Genomic DNA, 14,697 nt, shown 5'->3' with positions numbered 1-14,697 from the left:
CAGACGATGCGCAGCAGCGTGGTCTTGCCGCAGCCCGAAGGGCCGAGCAGGCTGACGAACTCGCCCGCCTCCACGTTCAGGTCAATGCCGCGCAGCACCTGCTGCTCGCGGTAGCGCTTGGCGATATGGTCTATGCGCAGCATGGCGTGGCTCCGGCTTACTTTTTCTCTGCCTTGGCTTCGTAGCGGCGGCTCCACTCGGCCAGGATGCGCTCGCGGTTGGCCGCGGCCCAATCGAAGTCGTTCTTCGCCAGCCGCTTTTCGAGATCGGCAGGAATGAACTCCAGCTTTTCCTGCGCCTCGGGCAAGGCCAGCACGGCGAAGTTGGCGGCGTAGAGCTTGTTGGCCTCGGGCGTGACGGCCCAGTCGGCCAGGGCCTTGGCGGCTTCCTGCTTCTTGCTGGTCTTGAGGATGGCCGTGGCCTCCACATCCCAGCCCAGGCCTTCCCGAGGGAAAACGATGTCGATGGGCGCACCGTCCTTCTTGGTCTTGCTGGCGCGGTACTCGAAGCTCAGGCCCACGGGAAACTCGCCGGCCCCCGCCTGGCGGCAGGGCTTGGAGCCGCTGTGCGTGTACACGCCCATGTTCTGGTGCAGGGCGTCCATGTAGGCCCAGCCCTTGTCCTCGCCCATGATCTGCAGCCAGGCCGCGACCATCAGGTAGCCCGTGCCGCTGGAGGCCGGGTGGGGCATGGTGATCGTGCCCTTGAACTCGGGCCTGACCAGGTCGGCCCAGCTGGCGGGCACCGGCAGCTTGCGCTTGCCGGCCTCCACGGTGTTGAAGCAGATGGCCGAGGACCACAGGTCCATGCCCACCCAGGTCGGCTGGGCGCGCGGATCGCGCATGTTGGCTCGCACCTTGTCCAGGCCCTTGGGCGCGTAGGGCTGGAGCATGCCCTGCTTGTCCAGCAGCATCAGCGAGGTGGCGGCCACGCCCCAGATCACGTCGGCCTGGGGATTGGCCTTTTCGGCCAGCAGGCGGGCCGTGATGATGCCCGTGCTGTCACGCACGAACTTGAGTTCGATCTCGGGATGGGCCTTCTCGAAGCCGCTCTTGTAGGCCTTGATCTGGTCAGCCTCCAGGGCGCTGTAGACCAGCAGCTCGGTCTTGGCCGCATGGGCCAGGGGTGCGAAGGAGGCGACGGTCAGCACCGCAGAGGCAATGGCAAGGCGGCGGCCCAGGGAGGCAAGGGTGTGGCGCATGGCGTGTCAGTTCCGTTGTGGGTTCGTGGACAGGCGGCAGGGTCGCCACCTCTGACACCCACTGTAGAAAGCGCAGGTGAAACGTCCGTGTCACACAACGGAAATTTGGCGAAGCGGGTATTGGCGGATTTGGGTGCCCTCCGCCCCGCGGCGCCCCCGCCCCGCTCCCGCCTTCTTCAGCGGCGCGGCTTTACCCTGCCCGGGCGCTCAGCCTGGGCCGTCTGCGGCTGCAGCGCATCCAGCAGCCGGTCCTGCAGGCGCGCGCGGTGGGCAAGGTTCTGATCCAGCCTGGCGGCCAGCGCGTCGATGTGCTCGCGCATCAACTGCTCGGCGCGCGCCATGTCGCCGGCCGCCAGCGCATCGACGATGGCCTCGTGGTCGGCATTGGAGTGCTGGGCCTCGGTCTGCGACTGGTACAGCGCAGACACCAGGGTGGTGCGCGCCGACAGGTCGGCCATCATGGCCGTGAGAAAGCGGTTGCCCAGTTGCTCGGCCAGGCAGACGTGGAAGTCGGCCAGCAGCACGCTGCGCTGGCCGGCGTTGTCGGCCTCGGCGATGGCGCCGCGCTCCTGGGCCACATGCTCGCGCAGCGTGCGTATGGCCGCCTGCAGCGGCCGGCCCGCGTCGCGCAGCATGCCGGACTCCAGCACGCGGCGCGCGGCATAGGTTTCCTGGGCTTCCTCGAACGAGGGCTCGACCACGTACCAGCCCTGGCGCGAGCGCACCTCGACGAAGCCGCGCGCCTGCAGCTGCATCAGCGCCTCGCGCACCATGGTGCGGCTCACACCGAAGACCTCGGCCAGTTCCTTTTCGCCCAGGCGTTCGCCAGGGCGCAGCTTGCGCTCGACGATGGAGCGCATCACGCGCTCGGCAATCAAGGCCGGCCCGGTGGCCGGCGCATCCTGCGGCTCGGACATGGCGGCCTCCTCAGGCTGCGGCCGGAATGCGGCGCGGGCGCAGCGTGGCCATCACCCAGTACACGCTGCCGCCGATCAGCACGCCGAAGAACCAGCCGTAGGTGCCCCACCAGACCGGCAGCAGGCTGGTGAAGTTGGGCAGGATGGTGGAGAACACGCTGCCGATGCCGGTGGCGATCAGCGCGTTGACGTTCCAGCCGCCCTCGTAGCGGTACTCGCCATGTTCGTCATACAGCGCGGCCACGTTGATGTTGCCCTTGGCCACCAGGTAGTAGTCCACCAGGATGATGCCCAGCAGCGGCCCCATGGTGGCGCCGATGGCGTTCACGAAGTGGGCAGCGCCGCCCTCCCATGGTGCAAAGGGGTAGAGAGCCAGGGCGATCAGTGCGGCGATGTATCCGCCGCGCTTGAAGTCGATGCGCTTGGGAAACACGTTGGAAATATCGAAGGCCGCCGAGACGAAGTTGGCCACCACGTTGATGCCCAGCGTGGCCACGGCAAAGGTGACGGCGGCCAGCAGGGCCAGCACCCAGCTGTCGAACTTGGCCGAGATCTGCTCGGGGTGCAGCAGCACCTCGCCATAGACCTTGAAGGCCGCAATCGTGGTGATGCCGGCCACCAGCGAGAAAGCGATCAGATTCACGGGCAGGCCCCAGAGGTTGCCCTTGGCCACCGCCTCCTTGTTCTTCGCATAGCGCGAGAAATCGCAGAAGTTCAGGTACAGCGCCGCAAAGTAGGTGATCCAGGTCGCGCCCACGGCCATCAGCGCCCAGAAGCTGCCCGGCGCGCCGCTCACCCCCGCATCCTTGGTCTTGTCCAGCAGCACATCCATGGGAATGCCGTGGTCGAAACTGAAGCCGCCGGCCTTCACGCACAGGCCGATGGCCAGCACCAGCATGGCGATCCACACGGCAGGCCCTGCCCAGTCCTGGAATCGCCGCACGGTCTCCATGCCCCTTTGGATGATCAGCAGCTGCAAGGCCCAGATGACCACGTAGCAGATCACCTCCAGACCCGAATGGCCCAGCCAGTGCGTGGTCTGGTGGAAGGACAGCAACGCCTCATTGCGCACCAGCAGCGCCACCATGGCGCCCGAGGCCGCCGCCGTCTGCGCCCCGTACCAGAAGCAGGCCACGATGGCTCGCACCAGGGCAGCCAGATTCGCGCCCCATACCCCGAAGGACGCACGCGCCAGCACCGGATAGGGCACGCCGGTCTTCTCGCCCGCATAGCCCACCAGGTTCATCAAGAAGAAGATGACCAGGGAGCTGATGCCGATGGCGATCAGAAAATTGACGAAGCTGCCGCACAGCAGAAACAGGCTGGCCGCTAGGTAGTAGCCCCAGAGGCTGTGCACGTCCGAAGTCCAGACGTTGAAAATGCTGAAGGCGCCCCAGCGGCGGTCCTTGGTGGGCGCCAGGTCTTCGTTGTAAAGACCCGGCGAGGGATTGCGAATATCCATTGCTGCGCTCCTTGATCACGAGCAATCACTGACACAAGACCAGCCGAGACCCATGAATCAGCTGGCACACAAACTGGCACGCAAACTGGTATGCAAGAAGTGTGCCTTCAGGCGCAGGAGTTGTTTCCAGGGACATACCCGGCCACGCCGGCCCTGCGCATCACGGCGCCATGTTGAAATGGCGCCAGGCATTCCTGACCCCAACACCCCGCCATGTTCGTCACGCAGCTCAAGTCCTTCTTCTGGGTGGCCCGCCTGGGCAGCATCACGCAGGCGGCACGCCAGCTTTCGCTGAGCCAGCCCACCGTGACCACCCAGATCCGCGCACTGGAAGAGCACTATGGCGTGGAGCTGTTCCATCGCCAGGGCGGGCGCCTGTCCATCACCGATGCCGGGCTGCGCCTGCTGCCCCAGGTCGAGCAATTGCTGCTGCAGACCATCCAGCTGGAGTCGGCGCTGCGCCATTCGGGCGATGCCAGCCAGGGCCAGTTGCGCATCGGTGCGACGGCGCCCTACTACGTGCTGGACATCGTCAAGCGCTACCAGCGGCGCTTCGAGCGGGTGGAAGTGGCCATCGTGGGCGGCAACTCGCGCCAGATGGTGCAAGCGCTGGTGGACTACCAGGTGGACCTGGCGACCTCATCGCACCTGGAAGGTGATCCGCGCCTGCTGCGCGTGGAGCTGGGCCAGGACCCGCTGGCCCTGCTGGTGCACCGCAGCCACCGGCTGGCGCAGCGCACCATGGTGCAGGCGTCCGATCTGGTGCAAGACACGCTGATCCTGCGCGAGCGCGGCTCCATGACGCGCCAGCTCACCGAACAGATGCTGGCCGCCGCCGGCCTGGCACCGCGCCACATCATGGAAATCGCCAGCCGCGAAGCCATCCGCGAGGCCGTGATCCGCGACATGGGCATCAGCGTCTTCGCCCGGCATGAAGCCTCGGCCCACCCCGACATCGTCGTCCTGCCCTTCGCAGGCCCCGTGCCGCGCCTGCCCGAGTACCTGTACTGCCTGCGCGAACGCCGCCAGGCCCGGCTGATCGCCGGCTTTCTGGAGGAAGCCGTGCCGGGCGGGATGCTGCCGGACCAGATGTGAACTGGCTCAGGCCAGCTCGGCATCCGCCAGCAGCGGCTGCCTGAGGTCCTTGTCCGACAGCGATAGCTCCACATCGAGCTGCGGCCACTGCACGCCGATGGCCGGGTCGTCCCAGGCAATGCCGCGATCGGCCTGGGGCGCGTAGAAGGCCGTGGCCTTGTAGAGGAAGTCGGCGCTGTCGCTGAGCACCATGAAGCCGTGGGCAAAGCCTGGGGGCACCCACAGCTGGCGGTGGTTGTCTTCCGTCAGCTCGGCGCCCACCCATTGGCCGAAGGTGGACGAGCCCTTGCGGATGTCCACGGCCACATCGAACACGGCGCCGCGCACCACGCGCACCAGCTTGCCCTGGGCATGGGGAGGCAGCTGGTAGTGCAGGCCGCGCAGCACGCCCTTCTTGCTGCGGCTGTGGTTGTCCTGCACGAACTGGTGGTCCGTGCCCGTGGCCTGGTTGAAGGCCTGCTGGTTGAAGCTTTCGAGGAAGAAGCCGCGATCGTCACCAAAGACCTTGGGCTCGATCAGCATCACCTCGGGAATGGCCAGGGGTGTTGCTTTCATGCGTGCACCTTTTCCTTGAGGATCTGCAGCAGGTACTGGCCATAGCCGTTCTTGGCCAGCGCCTGGCCCAGCGTCTCGAGCTGGGCACGGTCTATCCAGCCCTGGCGGAAGGCGATCTCCTCGGGGCATGACACCTTCAGGCCTTGGCGCTGCTGCAGCGTGGCGATGAACTGGCCGGCCTCCAGCAGGCTGTCGTGCGTGCCCGTGTCCAGCCAGGCATAGCCACGGCCCATGAGCTCCACATTGAGCTGGCCCTTGTCCAGGTACAGGCGGTTGAGGTCGGTGATTTCCAGCTCTCCGCGCGCCGAGGGCTTGATGGACTTTGCCAGCTCAACGACCTGGCTGTCGTAGAAATACAGGCCCGTGACCGCGTAGTTGCTCCTGGGCTGCCTGGGCTTTTCCTCCAGGGAAAGAACCCGGCCCTGGGCATCGAACTCGGCCACGCCATAGCGTTCCGGGTCCTGCACATGGTAGGCAAACACCGTGGCGCCTTCGCTGCGCGCGTCAGCGCGTTCGAGCAGGCGGGGGAAATCGTGTCCGTAGTAGATGTTGTCGCCCAGCACCAGGGCGCTGGGGGCGCCGGCCAGGAAGTCTTCGGCGATCAAAAAGGCCTGGGCCAGGCCATCCGGGCTGGGCTGGACTGCATATTCGAGCTTCAGGCCCCATTGCGAACCATCGCCCAGCAATTGCTCGAAGCGCGGCGTGTCCTGCGGGGTGCTGATCACGAGGATCTCGCGGATGCCCGCGAGCATGAGGGCGCTCAGCGGGTAGTAGATCATCGGCTTGTCGTAGACCGGCAGCAGTTGCTTGCTGATGGCCAGCGTGGCCGGGTGCAGGCGGGTGCCGGAGCCGCCCGCGAGGATGATGCCTTTGCGTGTCTGGTTCATGTCCTGGATCCTGGGGTTCTGCCGAAGCGCGCAGCCGCGCTCAGATGATTTCCTGCAGCATGCGGTCCACGCCTGCCTGCCAGTGGGGCAGGCGCAGGCCGAAGGTCTGCTGCAGCCGGTCGGTGTTCAGGCGGGAATTGTGCGGACGCTGCGCCGGGGTGGGAAAGGCGCTGGTAGGCACGGCAGCTATGCGCTGCACCTTCCAGGGCCGGTCGGGCGCGAGTTCGCGGGCGCGGGCGATCACGTGGCTGGCGTAGGCATGCCAGGTGGTCTCGCCACCGGCCACCAGGTGGTACAGGCCCTGGTCGCCGGGTTGGCGCTGCAGCTGGCGAATGGCATGGGCCGTGACGTCGGCGATGAGGTCCGCGCCCGTCGGTGCGCCCCATTGGTCGTCGATCACGCTGAGTGCTTCACGCTCCTGGGCCAGGCGCAGCATGGTCTTGGCGAAGTTGCCGCCGCGCGCCGCATAGACCCAGCTGGTGCGAAAGATCAGGTGGCGGCAGCCCGAAGCCTGGATCAGCTGCTCGCCTTCGAGCTTGCTGCCGCCATAGACGGACAGCGGCGCCGTGGCCTCGGTCTCCGTGCGCGCAGCGCTGCCGCTGCCGTCGAAGACGTAGTCCGTGCTGTAGTGCACCAGCAGCGCGCCGGTCTGCGCCGCCTCGCGGGCCAGCACCTGGGGAGCCAGCGCATTGAGCAGCCGCGCCTGGTCCGGCTCGCTTTCGGCCTTGTCCACGGCCGTGTGGGCGGCGGCATTGACGATGACATCGGGACGCAGAGCGCGCACGGTCCGTGCGAGTTCATCGAGGAGAGAGAGATCGCCGCACAGGCCCTGGCCACCGGCGTCGCCCTGGCGCTCCAGCGCGACCAACTCGCCCAGCGGCGCCAGGCTGCGCTGCAGCTCCCAGCCCACCTGTCCATTGCGGCCCAGCAGCAGCAGCTTCATGCGCCGGCTCCCTCCGTGTACTGGCGGCTGACCCATTCGCGGTAGGCGCCGGACTGCACATCGGCCACCCACTCGGGATTGTCCAGGTACCACTGCACGGTCTTGCGGATGCCGGTCTCGAAGGTCTCCGCGGGCTTCCAGCCCAGTTCGCGCTCGAGCTTGCGCGCGTCGATGGCATAGCGCCGGTCGTGACCGGGGCGGTCCTTCACATAGGTGATCTGGGCAGCGTAGCTGGTGCCATTGGCCTTGGGGCGCAGCTCGTCGAGCAGCGCGCAGACGGTGTTCACGATCTCGACGTTGGGCTTTTCGTTCCAGCCGCCCACGTTGTAGGTCTCGCCCAGCCTGCCGGCCTCCAGCACGCGGCGGATGGCGCTGCAATGGTCGCGCACATAGAGCCAGTCGCGCACCTGCATGCCATCGCCATAGATGGGCAAAGGCTTGCCGGCCAGGGCGTTGACGATCATCAGGGGGATCAGCTTCTCGGGGAAATGCAGCGGGCCGTAGTTGTTGCTGCAGTTGGTGGTCAGCACGGGCAGGCCGTAGGTGTGATGCCAGGCGCGCACCAGGTGGTCGCTGGCGGCCTTGCTGGCCGAGTACGGGCTGTTGGGTTCGTAGTTATGGTCTTCGGTGAAGGCCGGTGCCGCTGGCGCCAAGCTGCCATAGACCTCGTCAGTGGAGACATGCAGGAAGCGGAAGGCCGCCCTGGCCTCGGCATCCAGCGCGCTCCAGTAGCCGCGCACGGCCTCGAGCAGGCGGAAGGTGCCGACCACGTTGGTCTGGATGAAGTCCTCGGGGCCATGGATGGAGCGGTCCACATGGCTTTCGGCCGCAAAGTTGACCACGGCGCGCGGCTGGTGCTCGGCCAGCAGGCGGGCCAGGACTTCGCCATCGCCGATGTCGGCCTGCACGAAGACATGGCGCGCATCGCCCTGCAGGCTCTCCAGGCTCTTGAGGTTGCCCGCGTAGGTGAGCTTGTCCACGTTGAGCACCGGCTCATCGCCGGCAGCCAGCCAGTCCAGCACGAAATTGGCGCCGATGAAGCCGGCGCCGCCTGTGACAACAATCATGGTTCAACCTTGCAAAATTTCATTGTTCTTGGTTCGGGGTTCGGGCAGCAGCCTGCCGTGCTGCCTCCCGCGCGACCTGGGCATTGTCGGCGTTCACCAGTGAAAAAGCCCGCAGGAGGCGGGCTTTTTCCTTCAGGACACGCCTTTTACACACCAGGGCGTATTCACTGGCCCTGCCAGCGGCGCAGCACCAGCGAGGCGTTCGTGCCACCGAAGCCGAAGCTGTTGGACAGCACGGTGTTCAGCTGGGCATCGCGTGTGCGCGTGACCAGGGGCATGTCGTTCAGCGCGGGATCGGGCGTGTCCACGTTGACCGAACCCGCGATGAAGCCCTTGTTCATCATGATCATGCAGTAGATGGCTTCCTGCACGCCGGTGGCGCCCAGCGAGTGGCCGGTCAGCGACTTGGTGGAGGAGAACGGCGGCACCTGGTCGCCGAACAGCGCGCGCATGGCGCGCACTTCCTGCATGTCGCCCACGGGCGTGGAGGTGCCGTGGGTGTTGATGTAGTCCACGCCGCCTTCGAGGCCTTCAAGGGCCTGCTGCATGCAGGCGATGGCGCCGTCGCCCGAGGGCGCGACCATGTCCTCGCCATCGCTGGTGGCGCCAAAGCCCACGACTTCGGCCAGGATGTTCGCACCCCGGGCCTGGGCGTGCTCCAGGCTTTCCAGCACCACCGCGCCGCCGCCACCTGCGATCACGAAACCGTCGCGGTGGGCGTCATAGGCGCGCGAAGCCTTTTCGGGCTGGTCGTTGTACTTGCTGGACATGGCCCCCATGCCGTCGAACAGCAGTGCCATGCCCCAGGACAGCTCTTCGCCGCCGCCGGCAAACATCACGTCCTGCATGCCCCAGGCGATCTGCTGCGCCGCTGCGCCGATGCAGTGCGCCGAGGTGGAGCAGGCCGAGGTGATGGAGTAGTTGATGCCCTTGACCTTGAAGTTGGTCGCCAGGCAGGCGGACACCGTGGAGCTCATGCAGCGCGTGACCTGGTAGGGCCCGACGCGGCGAATGCCTTTTTCGCGCAGCGTGTCGGCCGCCTCGATCTGGTTGGCCGGCGACCCGCCGCCCGAGCCCATGATCAGGCCGGTACGCGGATGGCTGACCTGCTCGGGAGCCAGGCCGGCCTGGGCGATGGCATCTTCCAGCGCGATCTGCGCATAGGCAGCGGCATCGCCCATGAAGCGCAACTGCTTGCGATCGATACGTGCCTCGACGTCGATCTCCGGCACACCGGCCACCTGGCTGCGCATGCCCAGTTCGGTGAACTTCGGCATGGCCTTGATGCCCGTGCGCCCCTCGCGCAGCGAGGTCTCCACGGTATCGAGGTCGTTGCCGATGCACGAGACAATGCCCGCGCCGGTGATGACTACGCGACGTTTGGTCATGCTGCCGTTCCCTGGCCTTCACCCTCGCGCAGGAACAGGCCCACGCGCAGGTCATTGGCGACGTAGATTTCCTTGCCGTCGGCCAGCAGGCGCGCATCGCCGATGGCCATGTTGAGCTTGCGCTTGATCACGCGCTTGATGTCGATTTCGTAGGTCACGAGCTTGACGTCAGGACCCACTTCGCCCGTGAACTTGACTTCGCCGGCGCCCAGCGCACGGCCCCGGCCGGGAAGGCGCAGCCAGGTCAGGTAAAAGCCGATCAGTTGCCACATGGCGTCCAGACCCAGGCAGCCGGGCATGACGGGGTCGCCCCGGAAATGGCAGTCGAAGAACCAGAGATCAGGCTTGATGTCGAGTTCGGCGACGATCTTGCCCAGGCCGTGGGCGCCACCATCCGTGTCGATGTGCGTGATGCGGTCGAACATCAGCATGGGAGGCAGTGGCAGACGCCCGCTGTCTGCGGAAAACAGCTTGCCTTCGCCCGAAGCGATCAGTTGCTCATACGAAAAAGAATCGGCCATTGTCTAACTTGCTCCACGGCGGCACTGACGCCACCTCTATCTCTGAATGGGTGCGGCCCGCAGCGGACCATGCAGCCGCGCATTATCGGGGCTGAACGTTGCCAGACTGCAACAAAACCCCGAGGCCGCATCAAAACTCTGCCACAAAAGCCACGCCGACCCAGGTCGCGGGACTTGGCTACAGCCCCTGAACCGAGGCCCTGCGGCGGCCGATCCAGGCCACCAGCAGCACCGCCGCAGCAGCGGCGCACAGCGGGACCAGACCTGCTGCATTCACCCAGCGCGCAAACGGTGTCAAGGCCTCGCGGCCCTGCACACTGGCCTCAAGCACCGCGCGCTCGTAAGGCACCAGCGCGTGCGTCACCACGCCCCGGTGGTCGATGGCCACCGTGGCGCCGGTATTGGTGGCGCGCAGCATGGGGCGCTCGAACTCCAGCGCCCGCATGCGGCTGATGGCCAGATGCTGGTCGATCGCCACGCTGTCGCCAAACCAGCCGATGTTGCTGAAATTCACCAGCACCGTGGGCGCCGTCGCTGCATTGCCGAAATGTGCACCCAGCTCTTCGCCAAACAAATCCTCGTAGCAGATGTTGGGTGACAGCCGCTCGCCAGCCCAGGCCATGGAAGGCTGGCCCAGCGCGCCGCGGTTGAAGTCGCCCAGCGGTATGTTCATCATCTGCGTGAACCAGCGAAACAGCGGCGGGATGAACTCCCCGAAGGGCACCAGATGGTGCTTGTCGTATTGGTAGTCCTGGATCTGGCCAGGCTGCCAGCCCACGACCGAGTTCGTATAGCCGGCCTCTTCCGAGCCCAGCGGAATGCCCAGCAGCGCCGCCTGCCGGCCTCCCTTCTTCAGATACGGTTCGCGCAGCAGGTCCAGGTATTCCTCGGGCAACTGCTGGGGCAGCAGGGGCACGGCCGTCTCGGGTGCGACCACCAGCTGCGCCGTGGCCGCGCGCAGCTCCCGCCCGTACCAGCCCAGGGCCAGCGGAATGCCGCTGCCGGCCTCGAACTTCTCATCCTGCGGGATATTGCCCTGCAGCATGGCCACGCTCAGCGCTGGCCGTTCGGCCGATGGTGCATTGATGGCGGCATCGCGAAGCCACCACAGCCCGCCCCAGGCCAGAACCAGGGCCGCCACAGTGGCCGCGCACCGTGCAGGCTGAAGGGCTTGTCCGCCCCGCGAACCGGCCGCCAAGGCGGCCAGCCAATATGCCAGCCAGGACGCCACCGCCCCCGTGCCGTAGACGCCGATCCAGCGCGGCAGCACCGACAGGGGCCCTTCGACGTGGGCATAGCCCCCCGCGCCCCAGGGAAAGCCGGTCCACAGCCAGCCACGCGCCAATTCGGCCAGCAGCCAGACGGCGGCGAACAGCAAGGCGCCGCCCGCCGTGCTGGTGGGGCGCAGCTTGTGCCAGCCCCAGGCGGCCACCGCGTAGTAGCTGCCCAGGAAGGCCGCAAGCGCCAGCACGGCGGCAACGGCCAGCGGCGCAGGCAGGCCGCCATAGACATGCATGGAGATGAACAGCCACCAGAAGGTGGCCACCAGCCAGGCGGTGGCATAGAGCATGGCCCGCCCCGCCGCCTGGGCCGGGCGCTGTGCCGTCTGCAGGGCGCGTGCCAGCACGGCCAGCGACAGAATCTGCAGCCACCACAGCGGGCGGCCATAGCCGCCGACCAGGCTCAGCGGCCCGTCGCCCTGGCCGCGCGCCCAGGGCCAGGCCAGCGACAGGGCCTGGGCTGCACCCGCAAGCAGCAGCAGCACGCCCACGGCGAGCCGGCCCATGCGCCGGCCGTCTTGCGAAAAAGCGGAAGAACTGGACAGGGGCATCGGCCAGGTACGGGAGAGATGTCGGTGGGGATAGAAAGGGGCAGCCTCAGCTGCGCAGCAGACTGTCGGCTGCGGGATCGCGCACCACCTTGAACCAGCGCACGGCGCCGCCCTTGGTGTGCAGCACGGTGAATTCCAGGCCGGCCAGATGGATCTGCTCGCCGCGCTTGGGCACATGGCCCATTTCGTGGGCGATCAGGCCTCCGATGGTGTCGAACTCATCTTCGGGATCGCGGGCATGCAGGGCGACCTCGAAGGCTTCGTTCACATGCTCGATGGTGGTGTCGCCCGCCACGCGGTAGCTGTTGTCGGCCAGGGCGAAGATGTCGCCCTCGTCCTCGGGGATGTCGAACTCGTCCTCGATCTCGCCGACGATTTCCTCCAGCACATCCTCGATGGTCACCAGGCCTGCCACGCGGCCGAACTCGTCGATGACCACGGCCAGATGGTTGCGGTTGCCCCGGAACTCGCGCAGCAGATCATTCAGGCCCTTGCTCTCCGGCACGAAGGCGGCGGGGCGCAGCAGGGCGCGGATGTTCAGGTCCGGTGAACGCTGCAGCTTGAGCAGGTCCTTGGCCAGAAGGATGCCGATGATGTTCTCGCGCTCGCCCTGGTAGACCGGGAAACGCGAATGTGCAGTGGTGATGACCTGGTGCAGCAGTTCATCGAACGGAGCGTCGATGTTGACCAGGTCCATGCGAGGGGCTGCGACCATGACGTCGCCGGCCGTCATGTCGGCCATGCGTATCACGCGTTCGAGCATGACGCGGGACTCGGGGCCGATGACCTGGTTGTCCTCGGCGTCGGCCAGGGTCTCGATCAGCTCGTCAGGAGAATCAGGGGCCGGGTGGATGAACTCGGCCACCTTTTGCAGGAAGCTTCGCTTGCTTTCCTTCTCGGAAGAGCGCGCAGGATGGGGGTCGGACACTGTCTTGGAGTGCAGGACGTGCGGTAGTGAAACAAGCCGCAAGGATAGCGGATTGCTCCGTCACCCCTGCATGCGCTGCGCCAATTCCCTTTGCGGCGTTTTGCGCCTATTCGCCGGCCTGGTGGCGGCCATCCTGCACGCCACGGCGGATTTCCTGCACGTCGGCCAGGAAATCCCAGAACTGCTTGGCCTGCTTCTTGAGCTGGTAGTCCACCTCGCCGATGTGCTCGGTCATCAGCGACGCCATGTGCGTGTCGATGCCGGCGGGCGGCAGCTGCAGGTAGGCCTCGGACTCGGAGCCATCGCGCTTGATGGTGGCGCCGGCCTTGCGCGCAATCTTGAGCATGGCCGTGTTCTCCGACAGCGCGTGGATGAACATCATGGACACGCCCTTGGTGCGTGCATGGATCACCGCGCGGTTGAACAGGCGCCCGCCGTAGCCGCGGCCGCGTGCCTGCTTGAGCACGGAAACGCCGAATTCGGCGCAGCTCTTGTGCTCGGGATGCGAGGCAAAGGCCAGATGCGCCATGGCGATCAGCTCGAGCCGGCGGTTGTAGATGCCGAAGATGTCGTCGCGCTCGAAATCAAGCTGCATCGCATAGCGGCGAACCTGCTCGTCGCTGGCGGCATAGCCGAAGCGCAGGTAGCGGTCGCCTTCATCGAGCTTGAGCAAATGCGCCACCACGCGTTCGCGGTGGGACGGGCCCAGCGAACGAATGGGCACCATGGACGCGGAGCGCCCATCGGGACGGTGCGGCTGGCCTGCGCTCGCACGCAACATGTCCCGGCCGGCCTGCCAGGACGCCTTCAACCAGTCTTTGGATGCATTCATGGCTCAAATATAGGTAAAAACCCGAGGTCGAGCAACGAAGATATTGCAATGCAACAAAACCGTAAGGTTTTGGCATGCAAACCAATTTCTCCTCCCTGCAACACCCAACGGCCTGGCGCCTGTCGAGCCCGAAGGCTACAAAGGCACGGCCGTGGTCACCTTGACGCGATCCATCACGAAGCTGGTCTTGCAATCCTGCACGCTGGGATGCTTGAGCAAGGTGTCCATGACGAAGCGCGTGTAGTGCTGCATGTCGGCCACGACCACACGCATCAGATAGTCCATCTCCCCGGTCAGCGACACGCACTCCACCACTTCGGGCCAAGTCTGCACGCTGGCGCGGAACACGTCCATGGGGTTGCGCTTGCTGGTCTCGGTGTACTTCTCCAGGCGCACGTTGAGATAGGCGGTCAGCCCCAGGCCCACGGTCTCCGGCTGGACCAGGGCCACATAGCGGTCGATCACGCCGCTGTCTTCCAGGCGCTTGACCCGGCGCAGCACGGCACTGGGAGACAGGCCGACCTGCTCCCCGATGACGTCATAGGTTTCCCGGCCGTTGGCCTGCAGGCGGCGCAAAATGGCCCGATCCAGTTTGTCGATGGTGTGCGTGGCGCTCATGGCGGTGGACTCGTAAATAAGTACGGATTTCTTCAGGGTTAACCCGAATTAACCAGTTAAATTGCGATAAACAAAAGAATTCCGCAATTTTCATGCATTCCGCATTTTCCCACCAAGGGCAAACGGCAAAAAGCTGAAGCCCCTCCCGCCTACAGTGACAGCACTGATCGCAAGCCCGCAGGCCATGCCTGGGGCGCCCGAAACACTGTCCTGCACAAAAAGGCCGGAGACCCCCATGAAAGCCCCGCTGAACCTGGCCCAGTTCCCCGCCCGCGCACAGACGGCCCGGCGCGCGCAGGACATGGGCGCGTGCGGCCTCAGCGGCAGTCGGCGCTGCCTATACTGCGGGGATCGCCTCCATTTCGCTTCACGCCATGACGCCCCGCCACGACGCCACCCGCGCCATGCCACGCGATGCCCGTGCATCTGCGCCAGTACGTGCACCTACGCGG

Annotated in this window: 15 protein-coding genes; 1 reads left to right on the top strand and 14 read right to left on the bottom strand. The window is 66.1% G+C overall.

Annotated elements, in window-relative coordinates:
- From L995_RS31730 to L995_RS04260, 4 genes are all read right to left on the bottom strand, one after another.
- A partial coding sequence (locus L995_RS31730) for an ATP-binding cassette domain-containing protein (RefSeq protein WP_156135983.1) occupies positions 1-143 on the bottom strand: 143 nt, incomplete at its 3' end.
- A gap of 14 nt (positions 144-157) precedes the next feature.
- Entirely contained in the window at positions 158-1,201 is a 1,044-nt protein-coding gene (locus L995_RS04270) for a putative 2-aminoethylphosphonate ABC transporter substrate-binding protein (RefSeq protein WP_016451841.1), read from the bottom strand.
- A 176-nt stretch (positions 1,202-1,377) separates the two neighbouring features.
- The gene (locus L995_RS04265) at positions 1,378-2,118 is read right to left on the bottom strand and encodes a GntR family transcriptional regulator (protein WP_016446484.1); all 741 of its coding nucleotides are present in this window, start codon (positions 2,116-2,118) and stop codon (positions 1,378-1,380) included.
- A 10-nt stretch (positions 2,119-2,128) separates the two neighbouring features.
- Complete coding sequence (locus L995_RS04260; RefSeq protein WP_016446485.1) at positions 2,129-3,580, bottom strand: NCS1 family nucleobase:cation symporter-1; 1,452 nt, start codon at positions 3,578-3,580, stop codon at positions 2,129-2,131.
- Between the two features lie 213 nt (positions 3,581-3,793).
- Here L995_RS04260 and L995_RS04255 point away from each other — a divergent pair, with 213 nt between their 5' ends.
- The gene (locus L995_RS04255; protein ID WP_016446486.1) at positions 3,794-4,675 is read left to right on the top strand and encodes a LysR substrate-binding domain-containing protein; all 882 of its coding nucleotides are present in this window, start codon (positions 3,794-3,796) and stop codon (positions 4,673-4,675) included.
- 6 nt (positions 4,676-4,681) lie between these two features.
- Here L995_RS04255 and rfbC read toward each other — a convergent pair whose 3' ends face one another.
- The 10 genes from rfbC to L995_RS04205 all read right to left on the bottom strand — a co-directional run bounded on the left by rfbC (position 4,682) and on the right by L995_RS04205 (position 14,245).
- Positions 4,682-5,230, bottom strand: coding sequence for a dTDP-4-dehydrorhamnose 3,5-epimerase (gene rfbC, locus L995_RS04250; protein WP_016451844.1), 549 nt, complete (start codon positions 5,228-5,230; stop codon positions 4,682-4,684).
- Positions 5,227-6,117 (bottom strand): glucose-1-phosphate thymidylyltransferase RfbA, encoded by an 891-nt coding sequence (rfbA, locus tag L995_RS04245; RefSeq protein WP_016451845.1) that lies wholly within the window; start codon positions 6,115-6,117, stop codon positions 5,227-5,229. Before rfbA ends, rfbC begins: the two co-directional genes overlap by 4 nt.
- A 40-nt stretch (positions 6,118-6,157) precedes the next feature.
- A complete protein-coding gene (gene rfbD, locus L995_RS04240) occupies positions 6,158-7,060 on the bottom strand; it encodes a dTDP-4-dehydrorhamnose reductase (RefSeq protein ID WP_047469453.1) in 903 nt (300 codons plus the stop codon).
- Entirely contained in the window at positions 7,057-8,127 is a 1,071-nt protein-coding gene (gene rfbB, locus L995_RS04235) for a dTDP-glucose 4,6-dehydratase (protein WP_047469450.1), read from the bottom strand. Before rfbB ends, rfbD begins: the two co-directional genes overlap by 4 nt.
- Positions 8,128-8,291: 164 nt before the next feature.
- On the bottom strand, positions 8,292-9,515 hold the full coding sequence (fabB, locus tag L995_RS04230) for a beta-ketoacyl-ACP synthase I (RefSeq protein ID WP_016446491.1): 1,224 nt from the start codon (positions 9,513-9,515) through the stop codon (positions 8,292-8,294).
- A complete protein-coding gene (gene fabA, locus L995_RS04225) occupies positions 9,512-10,036 on the bottom strand; it encodes a bifunctional 3-hydroxydecanoyl-ACP dehydratase/trans-2-decenoyl-ACP isomerase (RefSeq protein ID WP_016446492.1) in 525 nt (174 codons plus the stop codon). The genes fabB and fabA overlap by 4 nt, the downstream gene beginning before the upstream one ends.
- A 178-nt stretch (positions 10,037-10,214) precedes the next feature.
- The gene (gene lnt / locus L995_RS04220; RefSeq protein ID WP_052195751.1) at positions 10,215-11,822 is read right to left on the bottom strand and encodes an apolipoprotein N-acyltransferase; all 1,608 of its coding nucleotides are present in this window, start codon (positions 11,820-11,822) and stop codon (positions 10,215-10,217) included.
- A 91-nt stretch (positions 11,823-11,913) separates the two neighbouring features.
- On the bottom strand, positions 11,914-12,795 hold the full coding sequence (locus tag L995_RS04215) for an HlyC/CorC family transporter (protein ID WP_016446494.1): 882 nt from the start codon (positions 12,793-12,795) through the stop codon (positions 11,914-11,916).
- Between the two features lie 106 nt (positions 12,796-12,901).
- Positions 12,902-13,627: a GNAT family N-acetyltransferase gene (locus L995_RS04210; RefSeq protein WP_016446495.1), complete on the bottom strand. Its 726-nt coding sequence runs from the start codon at positions 13,625-13,627 to the stop codon at positions 12,902-12,904.
- 135 nt (positions 13,628-13,762) lie between these two features.
- Positions 13,763-14,245 carry an Lrp/AsnC family transcriptional regulator gene (locus tag L995_RS04205; protein WP_016446496.1) on the bottom strand — a complete coding sequence of 161 codons (483 nt, stop codon included), beginning with the start codon at positions 14,243-14,245 and terminating at the stop codon, positions 13,763-13,765.
- Positions 14,246-14,697 lie beyond the last annotated feature (452 nt).

Source organism: Delftia sp. ZNC0008, from assembly GCF_000799035.1.
GTDB classification, from domain to species: domain Bacteria; phylum Pseudomonadota; class Gammaproteobacteria; order Burkholderiales; family Burkholderiaceae_C; genus Comamonas; species Comamonas tsuruhatensis.
Note: the sequence above shows the minus strand (reverse complement) of the source record. Positions and strands in the feature narration are given on the sequence as shown.